Source organism: Arthrobacter liuii (assembly GCF_014639275.1).
GTDB classification, from domain to species: Bacteria; Actinomycetota; Actinomycetes; order Actinomycetales; family Micrococcaceae; genus Arthrobacter; species Arthrobacter liuii.
The window spans coordinates 78,543-103,751 of sequence record NZ_BMFW01000005.1; the positions used below are offsets into that span (position 1 = coordinate 78,543).

The following is a 25,209-nucleotide window of genomic DNA, read 5'->3' on the forward strand; positions in this document are numbered from 1 at the left end:
GGCGTTCACCCTAGGCGTAGCTGCACCGGGACTGGACCTGGGAGCCGCGTCGTTGTTACCCGTAAAGGCGCTTGGAAGGCAGGTAGCCACGGCAGCACCAAAGCGGAGGTGCATCATGGAACAGGCGCGGGAACCCATGCCGGCGGAGGACGAGGACATCCTTGACTCGTATTCGCAGACAGTGATGCGGGTTGCGGCAGCCGTCACGCCCCACGTGGCAGCCATTGAGATGACCACAGAGCGCCGCAACGGACGGGTCAGGGTGGGCGCAGGCTCGGCGGTGCTCTTCACGGAGGACGGCTACCTGCTCACGAACTCGCACGTGGTGGCCGGCACCCGCAAAGGTTTCGCCGTCTTTGGCGACGGCAGCAGGATGGAACTGGAACTGGTGGGTGCCGACCCGCTGTCCGACCTCGCAGTGGTTCACGGTTCACGGCCCAAGGTCCGGCCCGCGCAGTTCGGTGCGGCGGAGTCCCTCCGGGTGGGGCAGTTGGTGATCGCGGTCGGAAATCCCCTGGGACTGGCTGGTTCGGTGACCGCCGGGGTGGTCAGCGGCCTGGGCCGGGCCATTCCGGTCTGGTCCGGCGGGAACAGGCGCGTCATCGAGGATGTCATCCAGACAGACGCTGCCCTGAACCCCGGAAACTCCGGCGGAGCACTGGCGGACACCCACTCCAGGATCGTCGGCATCAACACTGCGGTGGCGGGTGCCGGCCTGGGCCTGGCCATCCCGATCAACGCCACCACCCGGAGGATCATCTCCGCGCTGCTCTCAGACGGGAGGGTGCGCCGCGCCTACCTGGGCCTGGTGAGCACCCCGATGCAACTCAGCCCCAGCGCGGTGATACGCACCGGGCTGCGCTCAGGGCTCCGCGTCGTGGAGGTGCTGCCGGATTCGCCCGCAGACAGGGCAGGCCTGTCTGCGGGGGACATCATCGTCACAGCCGGCGGCCGTCCCGTCAGCAACGCCGAGAGCCTGCAGCGGCTCCTGTTTGCCGACGCCATTGGCCAGTCGCTCGACGTCGCCGTCCTGCGCGACGGCGCCGAACTGCACCTCACCGCCGTACCGGAGGAAATGACGGGTAACGGCACGCCATGATGCCCGACGGCGCCCCGGCACGTGGCGTGGGCACGTCCGGAAGGCTACGGGCGAACCGGAGGCGCTTCCACGTCCGCGATGCCTACGAAACGCGTTCCGACGCCGTCGTACTCGCTGCGGATGCAGCCGGGGCGGACGGCAGGAACATCGGAAGGCGCATGATCTCCGCACACCACATAGGTGAAGTCCGGCCACCATTTCTTGGGCCGCGCCGCTTCCTCGTAGCCGCAGACGGCGCATTCCAGGTGCACCCATACCGGGCGCTTGCCCGTCCGGTTGGCACGTGACTGCACCAGCCAGGGCGGGGGATTGTCCAGGATGCCGCGCAGTTCGGCCTCCGTCATCCATTTCGGCAGGCCGTGGCGCTGTGCCATTTCAAGGGGAACGTCAAGGGTTATTGCTGCGTCGCGTCTGCTGATCATCACCTTCCACGATACGGGAGGCGGCCAAATCGCCACCCGCAGCAGCCCGTTGGGGCGTCAACCCGCCAGCGCAATGCCCGCCGCCGCAGCAGCGAAGCCCAGGCCAAGGTTCACGGCCACGTTCAACGCGGCGGAGCCGAACCGCGCTTCGCTGAGCAGCCGGATGGTGGCGGTGGTCCAGGAGCTGAAGGTGGTGAGCCCGCCGGCAAGGCCGGTGGCAAGGCCCGCCTGCCATTCGGCGCCGAGTCCCAGCCCTGCCGTCAGGCCATGGGCCATGCCGATAATGAAGCAGCCCACCACATTGACCAGCAGCGTGGCCCAGGGCCAGTGCAGCCTCATGCTTCCATCCGTGCGGACGCTGCGGATGCTGCTGTGGTGGGCGAACCAGCTGTCGATGCCGAAGCGCAGGAGCGCGCCGGCGACGCCAAAGATTCCCACCAGGGCTGCTGCGGTCATGGCCGCCCGTCCCGGTTCCGGGAGATCAGCCTGCCGGACCGCCACCCCGCGCCGGCCGCCGCAAGCCCGAGGACCAGCGACAACCCCAGGTAGGCGGCCCACACCGGGTGCTCGCCGGCACGCGCCAGCTGGTCAGAGGCGAAGACGACCGCGGAAAAAGTGGTGAAGGAGCCCAGCAGGCCCGGCCCCAGGGCCGCACGGAGCCAGAAAGCTGTGTGCGGGCGGGCTATCCAGAGCGTGGTGAGTGCCGCCAGGACGAAACTGCCGCTGATGTTGATGGCCAGCGTGGCCCAGGGGATGGAACCGGGCGCATCCGGGAACGCCAGCCCCAGCCCGTACCGGAGTTCGCTGCCGATCAACCCGCCGGCGGCCACGGCCAGCCAGGCGGAGCCCGGAGGCATTGCCACGCTAGGGCGCGCCCAGGACGCAGCCCTGGTGCGGTATGTCACTGGAAACCCATAAGGCTGAGGCGATTTCGTCAGCAAGGTCGTAGTCCCGGGCGCCGCCGAAACTTCCAATCCGCACCATCAGGGCCCCCCCGAACGGCCTCCGTCCCACCACCTCCACTTCCGCGTCGAGGTCGATGTCCTGTGCCGCAAGGTATCGCAGCAACTCGGGGTTGTCGTCGCTGATCCGGGTGATCCTGCCTGCGTGGCCCTGGTCAAGGTGGGCGAGCAGGTGGGCGCTCGGCATCAGCACCTTGCCGTCGGCGGTAGGGATGGGGTCGCCGTGCGGGTCCCTTTTCGGGTCCCCGAGCTTGGCCGCGACGCGTTCGATGAACGTGTCGGACACGGCGTGCTCCAGTTGTTCAGCCTCATCGTGGACTTCGTCCCAGCTGTAACCGAGACGCTGGACAAGGTAGGTCTCGATCAGCCGGTGGCGCCGGACCATTGACAGGGCAAGCCGCAGGCCGGACTCGGTCAGCGTGACGGCGCTGTAGGGCTTGTGGTCCACCAGGCCCTGGTCCTTGAGCTTGCGGACCATCTCCGAAACCGAGGAATTCGCCACTCCCAGCCGCTGTGCCAGCTGCGAGGACGTGATGGGCTTGTCCTGCCATTCCGTGAATGAATAGATGACCTTGACGTAGTCCTCGATCGAGGAGGAGGGCGCGCTGGTCTTCACGACTTCAAGCCTACCGGTTTGGTCCGGGCCGCAGCGTGTGTTGCACCCGTCATGCCTTGGCGGCGCGCCAGGCCAGGGTGAGGTAGGGCAGGTCGAGATCCTGGCCGGGGGCGTAGGCAAGGTGTTCGTGCAGGTACCAGTCCAGGTTCGCCAGGACTTTGGCCCGCGTCGCCTCACCGGCCCGCAAGTAGTAGCTGCGCGACTTGGCCAGTTCCACCAGATCGGTAGTGGTCACCTTGTCCAGCCAGTGGGTGACGTGGCCTTCGAGGCCCTCGAATTCGGGTCCCACGACGGGTTTGTGGCCAGGCCGGTACACGTCGCCCGCGTGCATGATCCGGGAGAGCCTGTGCACCCAGGGCACGGAAGTATCCAGCTGGTTCCAGACCAGGCCGAGGGCTCCGTGCGGGCGCAGGACGCGGGCCAGTTCGGTGCTTGCAGCCAGGGGATCGCACCAGTGCCACGCCTGGGCAACGGTGACGACGTCGAAGGCCGCGCCAGGCAGCCCGGTCGCCTCGGCAGTTCCCGGGACAGCCGTGGCGGCCGGGCAGTGCGCCTTCAGCTGGGCGAGCATGTCCGCAGAGGGATCGACGGCGGTGACGTCCAGTCCCATATCCAGCAGCAGCGCCGTGAACTTGCCGGTACCCGCGCCGACGTCGAGGGCGTCATGGGCGCCGGCCGGCACCAGCCACCGCGCGGTTTCCGCGGGGTAGCCGGGCCGGACGCGCTGGTAGTGGCCGCCGCCGTCCTGGAAGCTTTGACCGAGCTCCCGGCGCCGCCCGTGATCCAACTTGGGGCCACCCCGAACCACGCGTGGCCTCCTTCGCCTGATGCCCTTGGGTACTCTTCGAATTTACCGCAAGCGCTTAGTCGTCGAGGCAGGGCGCTGCGCCGGCCGTCCCCGGGGTGTTGGGCGCCCAGTGCGGGTAGGTGCGGAAGTCGTTGGCAGGCACCCAGCGGCCCGCATCCACCACGTAGTCCCAGCCAAGCCCGTTGCTGCGCAGCGTCCGGATGCCGGTGAGGAGGCGTTCGGCATCCTCCAGTCGAGAGCCAACGCCGAAGCTTGCCCGCAGGGAGCCGGACGGCAGGCCCAGGCGCTTCAGCAGGGGATGGGCACAGAAACGCCCATCCCGCAGGCCCACTCCGTGCTCTGCCGAGAGGTAGGCCGCCACCAGTCCTGCGTCGTACCCCTCGACGGAGAAGTTGACCACGCCGATGGTGTCCGTTTCCGGGTTGGTGTCCTTGAATATCTGGTGGACCGTGACTCCCTCGATGCCCTGGAGGCCCTCCACCAGGAACGAGCGGATCGCGGACTCGTGGGCATGCCACCGGTCCTGGTCCAGTCCCGCGATGACCTGGGTGGCGCGGGCCAGGGTGGCGGCGCCGAGGACGTTCGGTGAGCCGCCCTCATGGCGGGCCGGTCCGCTGGCCCAGCTGACGCCGTCGAGCCTTGCCTCCTTGACCGCGCCGCCGCCGGCGAGGTGCGGGACGCCTGCGTCCAGCCAGTCGGGCCGTCCCACCAGGACGCCCGCACCGAACGGCGCGTACAGCTTGTGGCCGGAAAACGCGAGGTAGTCGACGTCGTCCGCGGTGATGTCCACCCGGCGGTGCGGGGCGAGCTGGGCGGCGTCCACCACGATCCGTGCGCCGTGCTGGTGGGCCAGCGCGGCCAGGGCACGGATTGGAAGGATCTCACCCGTGACGTTGGAGGCACCCGTGACCGCCAGCAGGCTGACCCCGCCCTGCTCCAGCTCGGCGCGGACAGCGTCCAGGGTGCCGGCAACCGTGTCTGCGGCAACGATGCTGCGGTGCGGGACGCCCTGCCACGGCAGGAGGTTGGCGTGGTGCTCGATGTCCAGGTAGAGGACATCCCCGTCGGGACGGCCACCGGTAATCGGCAGGCATCCTGCCAGGAGATTCAGCGCATCGGTGGTGTTGCGGGTGAAGATGACCGAGTCATCGGGACGGCCGCCGACGAAGTCCCGGACGATGGTGCGGGCATTCTCGTACACCGAGGTGCTGATCTGGGAGGCATACCCCGCCCCGCGGTGGACGCTGGCGTAGTAGGGCAGGATCTCGTTCAGGTAGGCGGATACCACGGACAGCGCGGGGGCTGATGCGCCGTAGTCGAGGTTGGCGTAGCGGACGTGGCCGCCCGAAATCAGGGGCGCCTGGATCTCGGCGCCGGTGACCGCCGCAAGGGGGCGGCCCGCAATTGCGTGGCGTTCGTCGGCAGTGGCAGCTTTGGCAATGGCGGGCTGGGGGGAGACGGTGGCAGTTGTCACAGAGACCTCACTTGAATACAGGACTCCGGCATAGGGGAATCCGCGCTTGCCGCATCCGCTCCGGACCGGCCTGGTCGTCACCCGGGGCACCCCGCCGCGAATGGAGGGTTGCCGGCCAGCAAACCGGGGTTTTGCGCTGGCACTCGTGACCTGCATAAAAGCGTAGGACATGGGACGGCCAGGATTAAAGCCGCGGCAATTGTTAAGGGCTTTGTTACGCGCGATCGAATAAACGACGCCGGACACCTCCTTCTGGAGGCATCCGGCGTCGCAATATTCGCTGTAGTAGGAAAACAGTGGCGGTTAGAGCAGGTCGTCCAGGTATGGGTTGAGGCGGTGCAGCACCTCTGAGTGCAGGATGGAATTCGTGGCCAGCGCGTTCCCGCCGAACGGTCCGTCCTCGCCTTCGAGGGATGTGAACCGGCCACCGGCCTCCACCACGATCGGCACCAAGGCAGCCATGTCGTAGAGGTTCAGTTCCGGTTCGCAGGCAATGTCCACCGACCCCTCGGCCACCATGCAATAGGACCAAAAATCCCCGTAGGCCCGGGTCCGCCAGACGTCCTCGGTGAGGCCCAGGAATTCGTCAAGGTTTCCGCGTTCCTTCCAGCCGCCGAGGCTGGAATAGGAGAGGGAGGCGTCGGAAAGGCTGGAGACGTTGGAGACCCGGAGCCGGGTGGCGGCGGCCAGCGACCTGCCCATGTACGCCCCCATGCCTTTTGCCGCCCACCAGCGTTTGCCAAGGGCGGGGGCGCTGACCACGCCCACCACGGGTTCGCCTTCGTCGACCAGGGCGATCAGCGTGGCCCAGACCGGAACGCCCCGGACGAAGTTCTTGGTTCCGTCAATGGGATCGATGATCCAGCGCCGTGAACCGTGCCCGGTGCTGCCGAATTCCTCGCCCAGGACGGCGTCGCGGGGCCGGGAACGGGAGAGCTGGCCGCGGATGGCTTCCTCAGCAGCCTTGTCCGCGTCGGTGACGGGCGTCAGGTCCGGCTTGGTCTCAACGTGGAGGTCAAGGGCCTTGAAGCGGCTCATGGTCTGGTCATCCACGGAGTCGGCCAGGACATGGGCCAGGCGCAGGTCATCGTTGTAGCTCGAAGCGGGTTGGATCATGGTTCCAAACTACCGTCTGCGGACGGTTCTGCCGGGAGAACGCGTCAGTTGACGCTGCCGAGCTCCTTGGTTTCCTGCGCTTCCATGCGCGGGTCCGTGCCGAGCAGCCGCCGCAGGGAGGCCAGCCGGGCCGGGCCAGTGGGACCTGCGTGTCCGCCCGCCACCCAGTCATCGAGGCCGCAGTCCACCGCCGTTGCCGTGTGCTTGCAGCCGCGTTCGCAGTTCTCGATGCCGGGGGAGAGGTCCGGGAAGGAGCGCAGGATCCGGTCAGGGTCCACGTGCGCCAGGCCAAAGGAACGGATGCCGGGGGTGTCGATGATCCAGCTGCCGGGCGGTGCGTCCGCCAGGCGCAGGGCCAGGGCCGACGACGACGTGTGCCGGCCGCGCCCGGTCACGGCATTGACTCCGCCCGTGGCCCGTTCGGCACCGGTCAGCGCGTTCACCATCGTGGACTTGCCGACGCCGGAGTGCCCGAGCATCACGGTGACCTGGCCGTCGAGGTAGGCGCGGAGGGAAGCCACCGCCCTACTGTCCAGCCTTGCCGAGAGGCCGTCGTCGGACCGTGCGTCGATTCCCGACGCCTGCGCGTCGGCGGTCCGGCTGATGATCACCGGGAAGTCCAGGTGGGTGTAGTTGGACAGCAGGTCGGCTGGATCCTTGACATCGGCCTTGGTGACCAGCAGGATCGGCTCGATTCCGGCGTCGTAGGCTGCCACCAATGCGCGGTCGATGAACCCAGTGCGGGGCTCCGGATTGGCGGCCGCCACAACGATCACCAGCTGGTCCGCGTTGGCCACTACTGCCCGTTCAATGGGGTCGGTATCGTCCGCGCTGCGGCGCAAGAGCGTCTTGCGGTCCTGGATCTTCACCAGGCGGGCAAGCGTGTCCGGCGCGCCTGACACATCCCCCACGAGCGAGACGAAGTCGCCCGCAACCACGGGCGAACGGCGAAGTTCGCGGGCGCGCGCCGCGATGACCACCCGTTCGTTTGCGGAGTCCTCGCCCACCACGGCCGTGTAGCGGCCGCGGTCCACGGTGATGATCCGTCCGGTCTGGGCGTCGTCGTGGCTGGGCCGGTCCTTGGTACGGGGCCGGGAGCCCTTCTTGCTGGGTCGGATCCGAACGTCTGATTCGTCCCAGGAATCAGTGCTCCGCGCCACTGCCGCGCCCTTCCGGTCCAGGTGCCATGGCGGCATCCTGGGCCAGCATTCCTGCCCAAAGCTGCGGGAAGTCGGGCATGGTCTTGGCGGTGGTGGCGATGTCCTCCACCTGGACGCCGTCCACCGCCAGCCCCAGGATTGCCCCGGCAGTGGCCATGCGGTGGTCCGCGTAGCTGTGGACGACGCCGCCGTGCAGCGGGGCGGGACGGATCACCAGGCCGTCGCTGGTCTCCTCGGCGTCGCCGCCGAGCCGGTTGATTTCCGCCACCAGGGCCGCAAGCCTGTCAGTTTCGTGTCCCCTCAGGTGGGCGATGCCGCTGAGCCGGGAAGGTCCGGTGGCCAGGGCGCACAGCGCCGCGACCGTAGGAGCCAGTTCGCTGGTGTCGGCGAAGTCGCCGCCCTTGATTTCGGGGCCACCGGAGACGGTCAGCACGCCATCAGCAAGGGTGACGCTGGCGCCCATCCTGGCGAGGATGCCGCGCCACAGATCTCCCACCTGCTGGGTTTCCGCCGGCCAGTTGGGGATCCTGACCATGCCCCGCGTGGCCAGGGCTGCCGCCAGGAAAGGCCCAGCGTTGGACAGGTCCTGTTCGATCTGCTGGTCGAAGGCGTGGATGGGTCCCGGTGCCACCACCCAGTGGTTGGGCACGGAGTCGTCCACTGACACACCGGCGCCCCGCAGGACAGCCACCGTCATATTGATGTGGTCCAGGCTGGGGACCGGCTTTCCCACATGCTCCAAGTGCAGGCCCTCGTCGAACCTCGCCCCCACCAGGAGGAGCGCGGACACGAACTGGGAGGAGGCACTGCCGTCGATCACCAGGTGGCCGCCACGGACTGTCCCCGTGCCTTCCACCGTGAACGGGAGCGACGACGGTGCGGTTCCGTCTTCAGCGGAAACGGCCACGCCCAGGGCCTTCAGGGCCTCGATGATGGTCCCCATGGGGCGGTTGCGGGCGTGCGGGTCGCCGTCGAACACGCTGGCACCGTTGCGGAGCGCAGCGAGCGGCGGGACGAAACGCATCACCGTGCCTGCCAGCCCGCAGTCGATCCTGGTCAGGGGTTCAGCCGCGGCAGCGGGGAGCGGAACAACTTCAAGGTCGGGCCCAAAGGCGCCGTCCCCGGCTACTTCCGTGATGGCGGCACCCAGCTGCCGGAGCGCGTCGATCATCAGTGCGGAGTCCCTGGAGTGCAGGGGCGCCCGCAGCCGGGACGGACCGTCCGCGAGGGCTGCCAGGACCAGGTACCTGTTGGTCAGGGATTTCGATCCTGGCACCGTCACTGTGGCATCGACGGGCCGGGACGCAAAAGGTGCGGCCCAGTGCTGGACAGGTGTGCCGGATCCGTCCCGGGTGGCAGCTGCTGCGGTCATTCGTGCTTATGCTCCCGTGGCGTGTTCGACGGCGCGGCGTACGGCCTTGTCCGCCTTGTTCAGCTTCTTGGTGGTGGTCCTGCGGGCGTCGGCGGCAAGGTGCGAGGCATTCTTGCGGGCGTCGGCGGCCAGGTGCTCGGCGCGCCAGGCCAAACCGGGCTTGCCTGCGGTGTCCACGGAAGCGAGCAGTGCGCCGCCGCTCAAGGAGAGATTCTTGAGCAGCTGGTTCCTGCGGCTTTCGCGACCCTCCTTGCTGCTGATGTCTGCACTGCGCCACTCAACGAAGGTGTTCAAGAGGGAGACCACCGTCAACAGGGAAGCGGAGAGCCTGGAGAACTTGCCAAAGCCGAATAGGACGCCGGCCCCCACCTGGGTTCCGCCGATGACGCGGGCCAGGGTCTTCTCGCTCGCCTGGAAGGGAAGCGATGCGGCGGCCTTGCGCAGAAGCGGGGAGAGCTGCTGGGCGGTGTCGTCGGAGTTCTTGAGCTTATCCAGTCCGGCAAGAACGAAACTGGAGGCAAGCATGGGCCGGGCGAGCGTGCGGACAACGGACATGGATTTCCTCCTGGATGGACGAGCCGCGGCGAGCGGCGGAGTCGGTCCTAGTCTTGCACTTTTGGGGAATATTTGCCCGTGGGATGCGGTTATGGATGTCGGGTCCGGGACATGGGGCCCGGCAAGCATTCACCCGGTACAGAGCGGAGTTGGGCCTTGGGGAAGGTGTTGGACGGAACCAGACAGGCGGGACCGGTGGCAGTGGACAGGCTGGCCGGCGAGCCGCCGGAGTACGGCATGCCCCGGACAGGGAGCCTGACAGTAGACTTGAAGGCAATGAGCACCCTGGATCCGGCCGTTGCGGCCATGTATGAGGCTTCCCCCAGCGAAGTGAACGGCCGGGCAGCCGCTGCGCCCCTGCCCGGCGGACAGACGGGTCCTGGCTTGGCAACTGCAGCAGTGGGGACCGAGGACGGCACTCTGGACGTCGCGACGGAAACCACGGAGGAACGCCGCCTTCGCTTTGAGCGGGACGCCATGCAGTATGTCGACCAGTTGTACTCCGCTGCCATGCGCATGGCGCGGAACCCGTCGGACGCGGAGGACCTGGTCCAGGAGGCCTACACCAAGGCTTTTTCGGCCTTCCACCAGTACAAGCCGGGCACCAACCTCAAAGCGTGGCTTTACCGGATCCTGACCAACACGTACATCAACCTTTACCGCAAGCGGCAGCGGGAGCCGCTGCAGTCCAACTCGGACAGCATTGAGGACTGGCAGCTGGCGCGGGCGGAGTCGCACACCTCAAGCGGATTGCGTTCGGCCGAGGCCGAAGCCCTGGACCACCTTCCGGATTCGGACGTCAAGCGGGCGCTCCAGGACATTCCTGAGGAGTTCCGCCTTGCGGTCTATTTCGCTGACGTGGAGGGGTTCGCCTACAAGGAAATTTCGGACATCATGAATACGCCTATCGGCACAGTGATGTCCCGGCTCCACCGCGGCCGGCGAATGTTGCGGGACATGCTCGCGGAATACGCCGCAGAGCGGGGATTCAAAACAGCCGTGGATGCGTCCGATGCGGCAGGAAGCAAAGCACAGGAGAACAGGAAATGAGCGACTGCCAGGGATTGGGCGATTGCGACGACACCCGGATGCAACGCATCTATGAGTACCTTGACGGGGCACTGACCCGTGAGGACCTTACCGAAATCAAGGACCATCTTGATGACTGCCCTGAGTGCACGGAGCAGTACGACCTCGAGTGCGTCATCCGCAACATGGTCAAGCGCTCCTGCACGGAGTCCGCTCCGGCCAACCTGAAGAACGCCATCCTGGACAGGATCCACGCCATCCGGCCCGTGGAAGCGTAGGTACGGGCCGCTCCTTGTAGCATCAGGGCCGGAGACAGCAAAGGACCCCGAAAGCCGAATGGCTTGCGGGGTCCTTCGCTTGAACCGTAGTTCCTGGCATTTGCCTAGGTGTTGGGGCGCTTCCCGTGGTTCGCGCCGCCACGCTTACGGTCACGACGCTTGCGTGCACGCTTGCTCATAGCTGGCCTCCTTACTGTTGGTACTCAAAAGAGCTGCCCTCAAGTCTCCCACATGATCTGGCGCCCCGCGAACCGGGAAAGGGCGGATGACCTGCGGCAGTGCTGCCGGGCCAGGCGTTAGGACTGCAGGGTGCTGCGGATGGCCGCGCGGGCCTGCTCCAGGACTGTCCTGACGGCCTGAAGCGTGACGGGGCTGATGGGACGGTCCAGGGGTTGGTGCTGCAGATCGGCGCGAAGACCGTCGCGGAACTCCTGCAGCATCAATTCCACGTCGAGCCGTTGCACCGAGGCTGCTATGCCGATTTCAACGCCCGCCAAGTCTCCGCGGCGCCGGTTCAACTCGGCAAGCCCGGCGGCGGTGATGCGGTAGTTGGTGCGCCGCCCGGCTGGCTCGAGAGCCACCAGGCCGTCCGCCTCAAGCTTGCCCAGCCGGGGGTAGATGGTGCCGGCGCTGGGCGAATACGTCCCGCCGAAACGGCCCTTAAGCGCCTTGATGAGCTCGTAGCCGTGCTTGGGGCCGCTTTCGAGCAGTGCAAGCAGGTAAAGGCGCAACGCACCGTGTGCGAAGACGGGCGGCATTAGCGCTCTGCTTCCCCGGCGCCGCCAACAGGTGCAGGAGCATGGAGGATGGTGGTCGTGCCGGACACCGAGTTGGTGCGGACAAGCATCAGTTGCCGGTCCGGCCCCGCGATGGTCTCCACTTTGCCGTTGGCCAGGAGGCACTGGTGGCCGTCAAGAACCACGGCCCCGCCTGCGGACTTGGCCACGATGTCAACGCCTACGTCCTGCGGCAGCCGGATGGTGAGGTTCCCCGAGACGGAGTTAGAGCCGAAGTCCTCTGTGAAATCAAGCAGGTCGAAGCTGAGGTGGCCGCTGACGGTGTTGGTGCGCACGTTGGTGAAGTGGCCGGAGGCGGTAACTTCGCCGGAGATGCTTTTGGCGGTGAGGACGCCGCGGTGGTCCCTGACGGCCACGCTGCCGCTGATGGTGTTGATCTGCAGCTCACCGGCCGTGCCGTCCGCCGTAAGGGACCCCGACACCGTGTTGAGCCGGACACGGGCGGCGACGCCGGCAACGAGTCCGTCGCCGCTCACGGTGCCCGCCTCCACGTCGACACCGTGGGGAACGGCGATGGTGACGACGGCGGAATTGTCGCTGTTGTGGTTGACGGTCTCCATAAGGTTCTTGAACCAGCCCTGGGCGCCATGCAGTTGATGCCGGACTTCAAGCCTGCCGTTGTTCAAGGACACGGCTACTGGATCGCCGTGGACCTCGGAGACTTCCAGCCGGACCTCGGGGCCGGCATGCGTCATGACGTCGAACCTGCCACTGACCATGCCCAGCTTCAGGGACGTCACGTCATGGACCTCGATGGTTTGCGGGCTTGCAACAGTCCAGTTTTCCCCGGTCATGGTCCCCTCCAGAAGACGATATATCGCGTTGCCCTACAACGTATCGCGGCCGGATGGCAGGATCAAGATATATCTTGAGGGGTGTTACTGGGGCGCATCCAGGCCCAGCCACTGGAACCAGCCGCGGTGCAGTACCAGCCATGCCATGAGGCCGTACCCTGCCTGGCCGGGCGTGCCGCCGTTCGCCGCGAGGTCCTGGCGCCACTGTTCGTGGTTCAGCAGGGGCGAGAACGTATCGACGTACAGGTGTTTGCGGCGCGTGGTCACGTCCGCGAAGGCGGTGTTGAGTTCGTCCAACCGCCGGTTCTGGGCGGGGTCGAGCGTGGGGGGCGGGCCCACAACGAAAACCTCGATCCGGTTCTGGGACGCCGAGTCCAGGATGTTGGCCAGGTTCAGCCTGCTCCGTGCCGTGGACAGTCCGAACTCGATGTCGCGGCCGGAAAGGCCGATGACCAGCCGGTTCTCTGCCTGGGCGCTGAATCGCCTCCCGGCTTCGTCCAGCCAACGCGCGGCCAGGCCTTCGGTACCTTCCTGCGGGCAGGGGAGGGCGTAGCTTTCCAGGAGCATGCCGTCCTGGGGAGTGCGGGCCAGGACGCGGCCCAGCCAGCCAAGGGCCCGGGGATCGCCCAGTCCGGCCAGCAGTTCGTCTCCTACAGCTGCGATCCGCAGCTTCCTGTCTTCCACGCGTTCCTCTTCACTTCGGTACGGGTTACTTCGATACGGCCGCTGCCGCCGTCGCCGCGGCGGTTCAGGGAGGCACTGTCCATCCATTAAACAGAACTGCCCGGCCGGAGTCTGGTATTTCGACTCCGGCCGGGCAGCCTTACTGCCTACTTCCGTGCAAATGCCTGCTTCAGGAGGGCATCCTGTTCCGCCGCGTGCCGCTTCATGGATCCGGCGGCCGTGGAGGCGGAGGCCGGACGCGAAACCACGCGGACCCGGCGGCCGAGGACCTCCGGCAGGTGCAGGCCGATGAAGGGCCACGGTCCCTGGTTGGCGGGCTCATCCTGCGCCCAGACCACCTGGGCGTTGGGGTATTTGGCGAGCTCCGCAGCGATCTCAGCGTGCGGCAGCGGGTACAGCTGCTCCACGCGGACGATGGCCGTGGTCTTGTCGCCGGTCTTCTGCCGGGTGGACAGGAGATCGTAGTACAGGCGGCCGGAAACCAGGAGCACGCGCTCGACGGCGGTGGCCGGCAGTTGCTCATGCTCACCAATGACCGGGCGGAAGGTGCCGGTGGTGAAGTCCTCGACGGACGAGGCGGCAGCCTTGAGGCGCAGCAGCTGCTTGGGCGTGAAGATGATCAGCGGCTTGCGCGGGCGGCTGTACGCCTGGCGGCGCAGCAGGTGGAAGTGCGAGGCGGCCGTGGTGGGGTTCGCCACGATCATGTTGTCCTCCGCACACAGCTGCAGGAAGCGCTCGATCCTCGCCGAGGAGTGGTCCGGGCCTTGGCCTTCGTAGCCGTGCGGAAGCATCAGGACCAGCGAGGAGCGCTGGCCCCACTTCTGCTCCGCCGAGGAGATGAACTCATCGATGATGGTCTGCGCACCGTTGACGAAGTCGCCGAACTGGGCTTCCCAGAGCACCAGGGCGTCCGGGCGCTCCACGGAGTAGCCGTATTCAAAGCCCATGGCGGCGTATTCGGACAGCAGGGAGTCGTAGATCCACAGCTTGGCCTGGTCGCCGGAAAGGTTGCCCAGCGGGAGCCATTCCTTGCCAGTGGCGCGGTCGTGGAAGACGGCATGGCGCTGAACGAAGGTCCCGCGGCGTGAGTCCTGGCCGGCCAAGCGTACCGGGACACCCTCCATGATCAGCGAGCCAAAGGCCGCGATCTCGCCAAAGCCCCAGTCGATGCCGCCCTGGCGGGACATCTGCTCCCGCTTTTCCAGCAGCTGCTTGAGCTTGGGGTGGACCGTGAAGCCGTCGGGGATCTCCACATGGGCCTTGCCGATCCGGGACAGGGTCTCCGTGCTAATGGCAGTGGAAGTCGGGGCGCTGACACTGGAATCGGACTGCTGGGCCATGGGCCGCTCGATGTCGGACACTGCAGCGGAATCCGCGGTCACGATCGGGATAGGTGACGTCTGGGCGGCGTGGGTCTCGGCGAAGACCCGCTCCAGCCGTTCCTGGTAGTCGCGGAGCAGCTGCTCGGCTTCTTCCTCGGTGATGTCCCCGCGGCCGATCAGCGATTCGGTGTACAGCTTGCGGACGGAGCGCTTTGCTTCGATCAGGTTGTACATCAGCGGCTGGGTCATCGAGGGGTCATCGCCCTCGTTGTGGCCGCGGCGGCGGTAGCACACCATGTCGATGACAACGTCCTTGTGGAAGCGCTGCCGGAAATCGTAGGCGAGCTGGCCGATGCGGACAACTGCCTCGGGGTCGTCGCCGTTCACGTGGAACACCGGCGCCTGGATCATCTTGGCAACGTCCGTGGAGTACGTGGACGAACGCGACGACGACGGGGCGGTGGTGAAACCGACCTGGTTGTTGACCACGATGTGGATGGTTCCACCGGTGCGGTAACCGCGGAGCTGGGACAGGTTGAGCGTTTCGGCCACCACGCCCTGGCCGGCGAAGGCGGCGTCACCGTGGACCATGATGGGCAGGACCGGGAACGATTCGCCCTGGTCCAGGCGGTCCTGCTTGGCGCGGACGATGCCCTCGAGCACGGAGTCAACGGCTTCCAGGTGCGAGGGGTTGGCGGCGAGGTAGACCTTGGTCTCCTTGCCGTTGTCCGAGGTGAAGGTACCTTCGGTGCCCAGGTGGTACTTGACGTCACCGGAGCCCTGGACGGAGCGGGGATCCTGCGTGCCCTCAAACTCGCGGAACACCTGTGCGTAAGTCTTGCCGGCGATATTGGTCAGGACGTTGAGGCGGCCACGGTGGGCCATGCCGATGGCAACTTCGTCCAGGCCGTCGTCGGCGGCGTCGGACATGATGGCGTCCAGCAGCGGGATCAGGGACTCGCCGCCCTCGAGCGAGAAGCGCTTCTGGCCCACGAACTTGGTCTGCAGGAAGGTTTCGAAGGCCTCGGCAGCGTTCAGCTTGGAGACGATCCGGAGCTGCTCTTCGCGGCTGGGCTTGGAGTAGGGGTGCTCCAGCTGGTCCTGAAACCACTTGCGCTCGGCAGGTTCCTGGATATGCATGTATTCGATGCCGGTGGTGCGGCAGTAGGCGTCGCGGAGGACACCGAGGATGTCGCGGAACTTCAGCATCGGCTTGCCGCCGAAGCCGCCGGTGGGCCATTCGCGGTCCAGGTCCCAAAGGGTCAGTCCGTAGGTGAGGACGTCCAGGTCCGGGTGCTTGCGCTGTACGTACTCCAGCGGGTCGGTATCCGCCATCAGGTGTCCGCGCACGCGGAAGGAGTGGATCAGCTGTTGGATCCGTGCAACCTTGTTGATTTCGTCGGCCGGGTCCACCTGTAGGTCCGGGCTCCAGCGGACGGGCTCGTACGGGATGCGAAGGGCTTCGAAGATCTCGTCGTAGAAGTTCTGCGCACCCAGCAGCAGCTGGTGGACCAGCTTGAGGAACTCGCCGCTGCCGGCGCCCTGGATGACGCGGTGGTCATAGGTGGAGGTCAGGGTGAGGACCTTGCTGATGGCGTTCTGGGCGATGATCTTTTCGCTCGCGCCCTGGAACTCAGCGGGGTAGTCGAGGGCGCCAACGCCGATGATGGCTGCCTGGCCCTTGGAAAGGCGCGGCACCGAGTGCACGGTGCCGATGCCGCCGGGGTTGGTCAGGGACACGGTGGTGCCCTGGTGGTCGTCGGCGGTGAGCTTCCCGTTGCGGGCACGCTTGATGAGGTCCTCGTACGTGTGCCAGAACTCGGCGAAGTTGAGGGTCTCTGCCTTCTTGATGTTCGGAACCATGAGCAGCCGGGTGCCGTCGGGCTTGGGCATGTCGATTGCGATGCCGAAGTTGACGTGCGCGGGCTGGACTGCCACGGGCTTGCCGTCCACCTCGTCGTAGTACACGTTCATGGAGGGGAACTGGGAAAGCGCGCGGATCACGGCATAGCCGATGAGGTGCGTGAAGGAGACCTTGCCGCCGCGGGCGCGGGCGAGGTTGGAGTTGATGACCACGCGGTTGTCGATGAGCAGCTTGGCCGGAATGGCACGGACGCTGGTGGCGGTGGGCACCTCCAGGCTGGTGACCATGTTGGTGGCGATGGCCTTTGCGGGTCCACGGAGGACGGAGACGACGTCTTCTTCAGGTGCGGTGGGGGCCTTGACGTTCTTGGGCAGCTGCGCCGGGATGGGCTGCGATCCGGTGCCGGCTTCGGTCTTCTTGCCGCCGTCGCGCGCTTCCGTTGCAGGGGCCTTCTTGACGGGGGCAGGGGCTGCTGCCGGGGCGGCAGGTGCCGGAGCAGCGGCGGGGGCTGCTGCCGGCGACGGTGCCGGAGCGGCCTTCACGACGGGAAGTTCCCGGGTAGGGGGGTTGGCAGCGTGCGCGGAATTTCCGTTGGAAGAAGAACTGTTACCCGAGTCGAAGGATTCGAACAGAGGCCACCACTTGGCATCCACGGCGTTCTTGTCCTGTTGGTACTGCTCGTACAGTTCGTCAACGAGCCACTCGTTTCCGCCAAATTCCTCTGGTAGACGGTGGCTTGGCTGCTCTGGCACTTGAAATACGCCTCTTCCATGAGTTTGATTTCTCTTTGGCCCCCCGGTGCTTCAGCACTACGTTCGAACCAGTCTCTACGTCCTCTGAACCCGGACCTTTGCAAGTCTAGTGAGCATCTCCTGTTAACTGCCAATAAGGGTGACCCAAATCATGAAGTGACGAACCAAGGCCCAAATATGGCAGCCGCCAGGGGTCCGGTTCACGCCGCGGGCAGCCCTCGGAACGGCCTCGTGGCGCGTCTACAGGGGCAGTTCCGGCCGCCCTGACGGGCATCTGGCGGGGGCCGCTCCTGTAGACTGAAATTCTTATGGACAGTAAATCTAGGTGCCGGCCTGGGCGCTGTCAGCGGAGCTCGAAGAGAAGCGCCGCGCAGTCCGCCCCCAGAGCCGGCAAACCCCGACAACGCGCCCATCACCAGCCAACGGCCCCGCTTGCCGCAACCCGCACGGATCAGGCATCGGTGTCCGCCGACCATCCTCCGCCGGGACGAAACAGCTTTTCCAATCCCCGGTTGACGACGCTTCAGGCATTTTCCGGTCCCCAGGCGGGATGCTGAATGGAGTGGCTCCTCCTGGCAGCAGGCCTGCTGCTCATCGCCGGCACAGGATTCTTTGTGGCCGTCGAATTTTCCTTGATCGCCCTGGACCAGTCCACCGTCCAGCGCGCAATTGACGACGGCGACACCGCCGCGGTGCCTTTGCTCACCTGCCTCAAGTCCCTGTCCACCCAGCTGTCCAGTTGCCAGCTCGGCATCACTTTGACGACGCTGCTCACCGGTTACGTGATGGAACCTTCCGTGGGACGCCTCCTCGCGGCGCCGCTGGCCGCCGTCGGACTTCCCGCCGTGGCGGTGGAGTCGGTCTCGCTCATCCTGGCGATGGTGGTGGCAACGCTGCTGTCCATGCTCCTGGGTGAGCTGGTGCCGAAAAACATGGCCATAGCCCTGGCATTCCCCGTGGGCCGGGCGCTGGCCGGCCCGCAGTTGGTTTTTACCACAATTTTCAAGCCTGCCATCGTGGTCCTCAACGGCTTTTCCAACAAGGTCCTGCACGTCTTTGGGCTGGAAGCCAAAGAGGAGATTTCGGGTGCGCGGACCCCCGCGGAGCTCGCCTCCCTGGTCCGCAGGTCCGCGGCGATGGGAACGCTCGACGCCGGGACCGCCAACTTCATTGCCCGCACCCTGAACTTCTCCACCCGGACGGCGGCTGACGTCATGACGCCCCGCATCCGGCTGGAAACGATAGACGCGGACCAACCGGTCTCCGACGTCGTGGACGCGGCACGCAGGACAGGGTACTCCCGGTTCCCCGTCATTGGTGAGTCCGCCGATGACATCCGGGGCCTGGTGCACGTCAAGAAGGCCGTTGCCGTTCCTTGGGAACGCCGGCCGAACCTCGAAGCGGGGGCCATCATGACCGAGGTGCTCCGCGTGCCCGAGACCATCCACCTGGATGCGCTGCTGGCCGAACTCAGGGAAGGAAACCTCCAGTTGGCCGTAGTGCTGGATGAATACGGTGGAACCGCCGGCATTGCCACCTTGGAGGACCTGGTGGAGGAAATCGTGGGCGAGGTGGCGGACGAACACGACAAGGTCCGCCCCGGGCTCCTGCAAAGCGCCTCCGGGGACTGGTACTTCCCGGGCCTCCTCCGTCCCGACGAGCTGTCCGAGCAAATTCCCGGGCTCAGCGTTCCGGACGAAGCGGCCTACGAAACCGTGGGCGGCTACGTCATGAGCAAGCTCGGCAGGATCGCAGCCGTGGGGGATACCGTACCCGTTAACGGTGGAACGCTCAGCGTGACCCGGATGGATGGCCGCAGGATCGACCGAATCTGCTTCCACCCCGTGGAGGAGCCGGCCGCGCAGGACGCCAATGGCAGGAGTAAACCTTGAGCGACTGGGCCGGAATACTGTGGCTGGGCGTCCTCCTGCTGGGCAACGCCTTTTTCGTGGCAGCTGAATTCGCCATCATGTCGGCGCGCCGCAGCCAGATCGAGCCGCGGGCCGACGCCGGTTCCAAACGGGCCCAAACCACCCTGCGTGCCATGGAAAACGTCTCCCTGATGCTGGCGTGTGCGCAGCTGGGCATCACGGTGTGTTCGCTGCTGATCCTGCTGGTGGCCGAGCCGGCGATCCACCACCTGCTGGCCGTCCCCATCGAGACCGTGGGCCTGCCGGCGGAAGTGGCTGATGTGGCGGCGTTCGCGGTGGCCCTGATGCTGGTCACCTTCCTGCACGTCACGTTCGGTGAGATGGTGCCGAAGAACATTTCGGTCTCCGTGGCGGACAAGGCCGCACTGTTCCTTGCCCCGCCCCTGCTGTTTGTCGCCCGGTTGGTCCATCCAGTGATTTCGGTGCTCAACTGGTCGGCCAACCACATCCTCAAACTGATGCGGATCGAGCCCAAGGACGAGGTGACGTCCTCCTTCACGCTGGAGGAGGTGCAGTCGATCGTCCAGGAGTCCACCCGCCACGGCCTGGTGGACGACGACGCCGGGCTCATTACCGGCGTGCTCGAGTTCTCGGAACACACCGCTGAGGACATCATGGTGCCGCTGGAAAACCTCGTTATGCTGGGCGCCCCCACCACCCCGGTGGAGTTTGAAAAGGCGGTCAGCCGGACGGGTTTCTCCCGGTTCCCCATGCTGGATGACGATGACATGCTCTACGGGTACCTCCATGTGAAGGACGTCCTGTCCATCCCGGAGTCCGCCTATGAGCTGCCAATCGCGGAGAGCCGGGTCCGGTCGCTGGCCAACCTGGCCCTGGGGGACGAGATCGAAAAAGCCATGTCCGTCATGCAGCGCACGGGGTCGCACCTCGCCCGTGTGATCGGCCCCGATGGCAACACGCGGGGGGTCCTCTTCCTTGAGGACGTCATTGAGCAGCTCGTCGGGGAAATCCGGGACGCGACCCAGGCCACCGGCATCCGCCGGCTGGGCCAGGCCAACGGAGGGTGACGCCTAAATAGGAATCATTCGCATTTAGGTATAGGCTGGCTGTGTTGCCCTCCCCATCCGTGTGAACCGAGGTTTTTCGTGCGCCGTACAGCCGCTGCCAGCTCCCTCCTTGCCGCCCTTGCCGGCCTTGGCCTGCTACTCAGTGCATGTAGCCCCCAGCCGTCGCAAACCGCGAACCCCGCGCAGGGGATCAACGTAGTGGCCTCAACAAACGTCTACGGCGACATCGCCCGCACCATCGGCGGTGACAAGGTCAAGGTGACTGCCATCATCAACAACCCGAGCCAGGATCCGCACTCATACGAGGCCACCGCCCAGGACCGTCTGGCCGTGTCCAAGGCCCAACTCGTCATCGAGAACGGCGGTGGCTACGACGACTTCCTTCACACACTCGTGGCAGGCAGCAAGCTGGACAGCGCTTCGGTGCTGACCGCCGTCGAACTCTCCGGCCTAGCCCACCCGCAAGAGTCCACGTCTAACCCGACAGGTGAAGCGACAAAGGGGGCCACAGCCGCCACCGAGGGGCACGACCACGGCGACCTCAATGAGCACGTCTGGTACAGCCTGCCTGCGATGGAGCGGATGGCCGACAGTGTCGCGGGCAAGCTCGCCAGCCTGGACCCCGGCTCAGCCGCTGCATTCACCGCCAATGCGGACGCCTTCAAGTCCTCCCTTTCGGCACTGCACGGCAAACTTGACGCCATGAAAGGCATCGCGTCCGGCGGCAGGGTTGCAGTCACTGAGCCGGTCCCGCTCTACCTGCTCGAAGATGCCGGCCTGGTGAACTCCACGCCGGCGCAATACACCGCGGCGATCGAAGAGGGTGCAGACGTTCCTCCTGCCGCCCTGAAGGAGGCCACCGACCTGGTGGCTTCGAAGTCAGTGCGTCTGCTGGCCTACAACGCCCAGACGGAAGGCCCGCAAACGGAGGCGCTGAAGAAGGCGGCCGAGGAGGCCGGAGTACCCGTGGTGGAATTCACCGAAACCCTGCCCGAAGGCAAGACCTACCTGCAGTGGATGACGGAGAATGTGAACAACATCGGCAAGGTTCTGGAGACAAACAGGTGAAATCCGTTGTCAGCCTCAGGGGGGCGTGCCTCAAATTCGGCCAGCGCACGCTTTGGGAGGACCTGGACCTGGATATCAGGCCCGGCGAATTCTTCGCCGTGCTGGGCCCCAATGGCAGCGGCAAGACCAGCTTCCTGAAAGTCCTGCTGGGCCTGCAGAAGCTGCACTCGGGCCAGGCAATGTTGGGTGGACGACCCGTGGAACGCGGCAGCAGCCTGATCGGCTACATTCCCCAGCAGAAGTCCTTTCCGCCGGATACGCCCATGCGGGCCCGTGACCTGGTGGCCCTGGGAGTGGACGGCCACCGGTGGGGGGTCCGGCTCTCATCCGGCAAAACGAACCGGAAGGTGGACCAGCTGCTGGAAATGGTAGGAGCCTCCGACTACGCCAAAGTCCCGGTGGGCCAGCTGTCCGGCGGAGAGCAGCAGCGGCTCCGGGTGGCCCAGGCCCTGGCGACCGATCCGCAGGTCCTGCTCTGCGACGAGCCGTTGCTGTCCCTGGACCTGCACCACCAGCAGGCGGTCAGCGCCCTGATCAACAAGCAGAGCCACGAACACAACAGCGCGGTTGTCTTCGTCACCCACGAAATCAACCCGATCATCGACTACGTGGACCGTGTCCTTTACTTGGCCGGGGGACGTTTCCGGGTGGGGGCGCCGGAAGAGGTGATGACCACGGAAGTGCTCTCCGACCTTTACGGCAGCCATGTGGAAGTGATCCGGGCCAACGGCCGGATCGTCGTGGTCGGCCTGCCCGACGCCACCACACACCACCATCACGAGGCGGAGACCATGGCCGGGGAGGTGGCTTGATGGACGCGGACAGCATCCTGGGCGCCATCTTCAACTTCGACAACTACGCCGAACTGCTGGTCCTGGTCCAGAACTCCATCTGGGCGGGCGCCATCCTGGGCCTCCTGGGCGGCCTCGTGGGCACGTTCGTCATGAAGCGCGACCTCGCCTTCGCCGTCCACGGCATCTCCGAGCTGTCCTTCGCAGGCGCAGCCTTTGCCCTGCTGGTCGGGGCGGACGTGGTCTTTGGCTCGCTCATCGGGTCGGTGGCCGCCGCCCTGCTGCTGGGCGTAATGGGCGTCCGCGCACGGGACAAGAACTCGATCATCGGGGTCATCATGCCGTTCGGGCTGGGACTCGGCATCCTGTTCCTGTCCCTCTACCAGGGCCGTGCCGCGAACAAGTTCGGACTGCTGACCGGGCAGATCGTCTCCGTGGACACCGTCCAGCTCCAGGCGCTCGCCGGCACTGCCGCCGTCGTGATGTTTGTGCTGCTGGCCATTTGGCGCCCACTCAACTTCGCCAGCATCGACCCCGAGCTCGCCGAGGCGCGGGGAGTCCCTGTCCGCACCTTGGCCATCGTGTTCATGGTGGTCCTGGGCGTCAGCGTTGCCCTGTCCATCCAGGTGGTGGGCGCCCTGCTGGTCCTCGCCCTGCTGATCACTCCTGCGGCCGCGGCGCTGCGGGTTACCTCCTCGCCGGTGGCGGCGGTGGTCCTGAGCGTAGTCTTCGCGGTGACCGCAACGGTGGGCGGAATCCTGCTGGCCCTGGGCGGCCGGATCCCCATCAGCCCCTATGTCACCACGCTGTCGTTCCTGATTTACGTGGTGTGCCGTGCCATCGGATCCGTACGCGCAGCCCGTGGCTACAACGGCCGGGTGGTTACAGTTTCCCGGCAGCCTTAAGGGCGGTGCAGTCCGGGCACAGCCCGAAAATTTCCACCGTATGGTCCACCTCGGTGAACCCATGCTCGGCAGCCGTGCGCACGGCCCACGTTTCGACGGCGGGGGCTTCCACCTCCACTGCCTTGCCGCAGTTCCTGCACAACAGGTGATGGTGGTGGCCGGTCACCGCACAGCGCCGGTACACGGCCTCGCCGTCGCCGTTGCGCAGCACGTCAACCAGGCCTTCGTCGGCGAGCGACTGCAGGATCCGGTAGGCGGTGGCGAGTGAAACGGACACGCCCTGGTTCTGCAGGATCCGGTAGAGCTCCTGCGTGCTGACGAAGTCGTCCAGGCGGTCCAGCGCCGCACTGACGGCTTTGCGCTGCTTGGTAACCCGCTGCTCCTTGCCGCCTCCTGCCGGGGATGGGGCGGCGGAATCAGCCTTGACGCCGATCGGCATGGACGAACTCGCTTCCGTGGGGGGCAAACATCAAGATTACCAGCCGGAGCTTCGTGGACAGGGTTCCGGGACTGGCCCTAGGCTGGCGCCATGAAGCTGACCAAATACACCCATGCCTGCGTCCGGCTCGAGAAGGAAGGCGGGGTCCTGGTCCTCGATCCCGGCATGTTCTCCGAAACAGCAGAGGCACTGTCGGGGGCGCAGGCAGTGCTGGTGACCCATGAACACGCAGACCATCTCGATACCAAGGCCGTGGTGGGAGCCCTGGAAGGCGACAAGGACCTGGTTCTTTATGCTCCGGAGGGCGTGGCAAGCCAGCTGCGCGGGGAGGCGACCGGCGCAGCTGAACGCATCCACACCGTCGAGCCGGGATCGTCGTTCCAGGCCGCGGGCTTCGAGATCCGCAGCTTTGGCGGCCAGCATGCCCTGATCCACCCCCAGATCCCCCTGGTGGCCAACATCGGTTTCCTGGTGGACCAAAACGTGTACCACCCGGGGGACTCATTCATCATCCCGGACGGCATCAAGGTCCAAACGCTCCTGGTTCCGCTGCACGCTCCCTGGAGCAAATCCGCGGAGGTGGTGGATTTTGTGATCGGGGTGCGGGCGCCGCGTGCGTTCCAGATCCACGACGGGCTGCTGAACGACAACGGCCTGGGCATCGTTGAAGGGCACGTCAAGCGGATCGCGGCCAAGTACGGCACGGACTACAGGCACCTGGCCGCGCGGGAGTCCGTGGAGGTTTAGGCCACCGTTCCGGTCCACGCGCCGGTGTCCAGGAAGCGCGAAACCACCGCTTGGTACGGCGCCGGATCCAGCCCTTGGGAAGCCAGCCATTCCTGGTTCCAGTAGTTGCCCGCATAGCGTTCGCCGCCGTCGCACATCAAGGAAACGACGCTGCCCTGGCGGCCCTCTGACAGCATCTGCGCAACTGTCTGCCAAACTCCCCAGAGGTTGGTGCCGGTGGACGGGCCGGCGTGCAGGCCGGCGAACGAGTGGAGGTGGCGCATCGCGGCGACCGAGGCAGCATCCGGCACCTGCACCATCCGGTCGATCACCGTGGTGATGAAACTCGGCTCCATGCGGGCGCGGCCGATGCCTTCGATCCGTGACGGCAGGCCGGTGGGCTGTCCGGCCGCTTCCCCCAGCCATCCGGGGTAGAACGCAGAGTTTTCGGGATCCACCACCAGCAGCCTGGTGGGATGGCTGTGATAGCGCAGGTACCTGCCGATGGTGGCGCTGGTTCCGCCGGTGCCGGCGCCCACCACGATCCAGTCCGGTACCGGGTGCGGCTCCAGGCTGAGCTGGCCGAAGATCGATTCGGCGATGTTGTTGTTGCCGCGCCAGTCCGTTGCCCGTTCCGCGTAGGTGAACTGGTCCATGTAGTGCCCGTTGCAGGTGGCGGCAACATCTTCCGCGGCCGCGTACACGTCGGAAGCGTTCTCCACCAGCAGGCAGGAGCCGCCGAACTGTTCGATGAGCGCGATCTTTTCCGGGCTGGTGGTGCGCGCCATGACCGCGATAAAGGGGAGGCCCAACAATTGGGCGAAGTACGCTTCCGATACCGCCGTGCTGCCGCTCGAGGCTTCGACGATGGTGGTGTCCTGGCGGATCCACCCGTTGACCAGCCCGAACAGGAACAGGGACCTGGCCAGCCGGTGCTTGAGGCTGCCCGAGCGGTGCGTGGATTCGTCCTTGAGGTACAGCTGGATGCCCCAGTGCTCCGGCAGCGGCACGGAGTATAGGTGGGTGTCGGCCGAGCGGTTGTTTTCCGCTTTGATGGTGTGGATGGCCTGGTCCGCCCACGCCCGGTCCGTCCCGCCGCTGTCCTTGCCGGCGTTGCCCTTGATCATCACCGGACCAGCCTACCCGCGGCCACAGGAGCTGCCCGTTTAGAGTGGGAGTGACCGTTGGCTGCGCCAGCCGATGTGGCCCGTACCCTG

26 protein-coding genes and 1 riboswitch are annotated in these 25,209 nt (G+C 66.2%); of the genes, 9 read left to right on the top strand and 17 right to left on the bottom strand.

From position 1 onward, the window contains the following. The first annotated feature begins 115 nt into the window (after positions 1-115). A complete protein-coding gene (locus IEW19_RS07945) occupies positions 116-1,099 on the top strand; it encodes a S1C family serine protease (protein ID WP_188571117.1) in 984 nt (327 codons plus the stop codon). A 44-nt stretch (positions 1,100-1,143) separates the two neighbouring features. On the opposite strand, the gene IEW19_RS07950 is transcribed toward IEW19_RS07945, so the two are convergent. The 10 genes from IEW19_RS07950 to IEW19_RS07995 all read right to left on the bottom strand — a co-directional run bounded on the left by IEW19_RS07950 (position 1,144) and on the right by IEW19_RS07995 (position 9,584). Further along, positions 1,144-1,521 (bottom strand): hypothetical protein, encoded by a 378-nt coding sequence (locus tag IEW19_RS07950; protein ID WP_188571118.1) that lies wholly within the window; start codon positions 1,519-1,521, stop codon positions 1,144-1,146. A gap of 57 nt (positions 1,522-1,578) precedes the next feature. After that, a complete protein-coding gene (locus IEW19_RS07955) occupies positions 1,579-1,977 on the bottom strand; it encodes a fluoride efflux transporter FluC (protein WP_188571119.1) in 399 nt (132 codons plus the stop codon). Further along, positions 1,974-2,378, bottom strand: a complete 405-nt coding sequence (locus tag IEW19_RS07960; protein WP_188571120.1) for a fluoride efflux transporter FluC — start codon at positions 2,376-2,378, stop codon at positions 1,974-1,976. Before IEW19_RS07960 ends, IEW19_RS07955 begins: the two co-directional genes overlap by 4 nt. A gap of 7 nt (positions 2,379-2,385) precedes the next feature. Next, positions 2,386-3,099, bottom strand: a complete 714-nt coding sequence (locus IEW19_RS07965; RefSeq protein WP_188571121.1) for a metal-dependent transcriptional regulator — start codon at positions 3,097-3,099, stop codon at positions 2,386-2,388. Between the two features lie 49 nt (positions 3,100-3,148). Then, positions 3,149-3,907 carry a class I SAM-dependent methyltransferase gene (locus IEW19_RS07970; protein ID WP_188571122.1) on the bottom strand — a complete coding sequence of 253 codons (759 nt, stop codon included), beginning with the start codon at positions 3,905-3,907 and terminating at the stop codon, positions 3,149-3,151. Positions 3,908-3,962: 55 nt separating this feature from the next. Next, positions 3,963-5,381: an aminotransferase class V-fold PLP-dependent enzyme gene (locus IEW19_RS07975; protein ID WP_188571123.1), complete on the bottom strand. Its 1,419-nt coding sequence runs from the start codon at positions 5,379-5,381 to the stop codon at positions 3,963-3,965. Between the two features lie 37 nt (positions 5,382-5,418). After that, a riboswitch (SAM riboswitch) is annotated at positions 5,419-5,532 on the bottom strand. Between the two features lie 152 nt (positions 5,533-5,684). Continuing rightward, entirely contained in the window at positions 5,685-6,497 is an 813-nt protein-coding gene (gene hisN, locus IEW19_RS07980; protein ID WP_188571124.1) for a histidinol-phosphatase, read from the bottom strand. Between the two features lie 44 nt (positions 6,498-6,541). Then, positions 6,542-7,657 (bottom strand): ribosome small subunit-dependent GTPase A, encoded by a 1,116-nt coding sequence (gene rsgA, locus IEW19_RS07985; protein ID WP_188571278.1) that lies wholly within the window; start codon positions 7,655-7,657, stop codon positions 6,542-6,544. Continuing rightward, entirely contained in the window at positions 7,641-9,029 is a 1,389-nt protein-coding gene (gene aroA / locus IEW19_RS07990) for a 3-phosphoshikimate 1-carboxyvinyltransferase (RefSeq protein WP_188571125.1), read from the bottom strand. Before aroA ends, rsgA begins: the two co-directional genes overlap by 17 nt. A 6-nt stretch (positions 9,030-9,035) precedes the next feature. Continuing rightward, the gene (locus IEW19_RS07995; protein WP_188571126.1) at positions 9,036-9,584 is read right to left on the bottom strand and encodes a DoxX family protein; all 549 of its coding nucleotides are present in this window, start codon (positions 9,582-9,584) and stop codon (positions 9,036-9,038) included. A 237-nt stretch (positions 9,585-9,821) separates the two neighbouring features. On the opposite strand from IEW19_RS07995, the gene IEW19_RS08000 reads away from it, so the two are divergent. Next, a complete protein-coding gene (locus IEW19_RS08000; RefSeq protein WP_373283578.1) occupies positions 9,822-10,634 on the top strand; it encodes a sigma-70 family RNA polymerase sigma factor in 813 nt (270 codons plus the stop codon). After that, complete coding sequence (gene rsrA / locus IEW19_RS08005) at positions 10,631-10,891, top strand: mycothiol system anti-sigma-R factor (RefSeq protein WP_188571127.1); 261 nt, start codon at positions 10,631-10,633, stop codon at positions 10,889-10,891. The genes IEW19_RS08000 and rsrA overlap by 4 nt, the downstream gene beginning before the upstream one ends. Before the next feature lie 104 nt (positions 10,892-10,995). Here rsrA and IEW19_RS24200 read toward each other — a convergent pair whose 3' ends face one another. From IEW19_RS24200 to IEW19_RS08025, 5 genes are all read right to left on the bottom strand, one after another. Next, positions 10,996-11,070 carry a 50S ribosomal protein bL37 gene (locus tag IEW19_RS24200; RefSeq protein WP_369299106.1) on the bottom strand — a complete coding sequence of 25 codons (75 nt, stop codon included), beginning with the start codon at positions 11,068-11,070 and terminating at the stop codon, positions 10,996-10,998. A 117-nt stretch (positions 11,071-11,187) separates the two neighbouring features. Beyond that, positions 11,188-11,649 (bottom strand): PadR family transcriptional regulator, encoded by a 462-nt coding sequence (locus IEW19_RS08010; RefSeq protein ID WP_188571128.1) that lies wholly within the window; start codon positions 11,647-11,649, stop codon positions 11,188-11,190. After that, positions 11,649-12,482 (bottom strand): DUF4097 family beta strand repeat-containing protein, encoded by an 834-nt coding sequence (locus tag IEW19_RS08015; RefSeq protein ID WP_188571129.1) that lies wholly within the window; start codon positions 12,480-12,482, stop codon positions 11,649-11,651. The genes IEW19_RS08010 and IEW19_RS08015 overlap by 1 nt, the downstream gene beginning before the upstream one ends. A gap of 84 nt (positions 12,483-12,566) precedes the next feature. After that, positions 12,567-13,166 (bottom strand): GDSL-type esterase/lipase family protein, encoded by a 600-nt coding sequence (locus tag IEW19_RS08020; protein ID WP_188571130.1) that lies wholly within the window; start codon positions 13,164-13,166, stop codon positions 12,567-12,569. 146 nt (positions 13,167-13,312) lie between these two features. Next, a complete protein-coding gene (locus IEW19_RS08025) occupies positions 13,313-17,104 on the bottom strand; it encodes a multifunctional oxoglutarate decarboxylase/oxoglutarate dehydrogenase thiamine pyrophosphate-binding subunit/dihydrolipoyllysine-residue succinyltransferase subunit (protein ID WP_188571131.1) in 3,792 nt (1,263 codons plus the stop codon). Positions 17,105-17,661: 557 nt separating this feature from the next. Here IEW19_RS08025 and IEW19_RS08030 point away from each other — a divergent pair. The 5 genes from IEW19_RS08030 to IEW19_RS08050 all read left to right on the top strand — a co-directional run bounded on the left by IEW19_RS08030 (position 17,662) and on the right by IEW19_RS08050 (position 22,827). Continuing rightward, positions 17,662-18,996, top strand: a complete 1,335-nt coding sequence (locus tag IEW19_RS08030) for a hemolysin family protein (RefSeq protein ID WP_188571132.1) — start codon at positions 17,662-17,664, stop codon at positions 18,994-18,996. Continuing rightward, positions 18,993-20,063, top strand: coding sequence for a hemolysin family protein (locus tag IEW19_RS08035; RefSeq protein ID WP_188571133.1), 1,071 nt, complete (start codon positions 18,993-18,995; stop codon positions 20,061-20,063). The genes IEW19_RS08030 and IEW19_RS08035 overlap by 4 nt, the downstream gene beginning before the upstream one ends. Before the next feature lie 78 nt (positions 20,064-20,141). Further along, positions 20,142-21,131 (top strand): metal ABC transporter solute-binding protein, Zn/Mn family, encoded by a 990-nt coding sequence (locus IEW19_RS08040; RefSeq protein WP_188571134.1) that lies wholly within the window; start codon positions 20,142-20,144, stop codon positions 21,129-21,131. After that, on the top strand, positions 21,128-21,943 hold the full coding sequence (locus IEW19_RS08045) for a metal ABC transporter ATP-binding protein (RefSeq protein WP_188571135.1): 816 nt from the start codon (positions 21,128-21,130) through the stop codon (positions 21,941-21,943). The genes IEW19_RS08040 and IEW19_RS08045 overlap by 4 nt, the downstream gene beginning before the upstream one ends. Next, on the top strand, positions 21,943-22,827 hold the full coding sequence (locus IEW19_RS08050) for a metal ABC transporter permease (protein ID WP_188571136.1): 885 nt from the start codon (positions 21,943-21,945) through the stop codon (positions 22,825-22,827). The genes IEW19_RS08045 and IEW19_RS08050 overlap by 1 nt, the downstream gene beginning before the upstream one ends. Here the strand turns inward: IEW19_RS08050 and IEW19_RS08055 are convergent. Next, a complete protein-coding gene (locus IEW19_RS08055) occupies positions 22,805-23,266 on the bottom strand; it encodes a Fur family transcriptional regulator (protein ID WP_188571280.1) in 462 nt (153 codons plus the stop codon). The genes IEW19_RS08050 and IEW19_RS08055 overlap by 23 nt on opposite strands. Before the next feature lie 90 nt (positions 23,267-23,356). On the opposite strand from IEW19_RS08055, the gene IEW19_RS08060 reads away from it, so the two are divergent. Continuing rightward, on the top strand, positions 23,357-24,013 hold the full coding sequence (locus tag IEW19_RS08060; protein ID WP_188571137.1) for an MBL fold metallo-hydrolase: 657 nt from the start codon (positions 23,357-23,359) through the stop codon (positions 24,011-24,013). Here the strand turns inward: IEW19_RS08060 and IEW19_RS08065 are convergent. Further along, on the bottom strand, positions 24,010-25,119 hold the full coding sequence (locus IEW19_RS08065) for a PLP-dependent cysteine synthase family protein (RefSeq protein WP_188571281.1): 1,110 nt from the start codon (positions 25,117-25,119) through the stop codon (positions 24,010-24,012). The two genes, IEW19_RS08060 and IEW19_RS08065, sit on opposite strands and share 4 nt — an antisense overlap. Positions 25,120-25,209 lie beyond the last annotated feature (90 nt).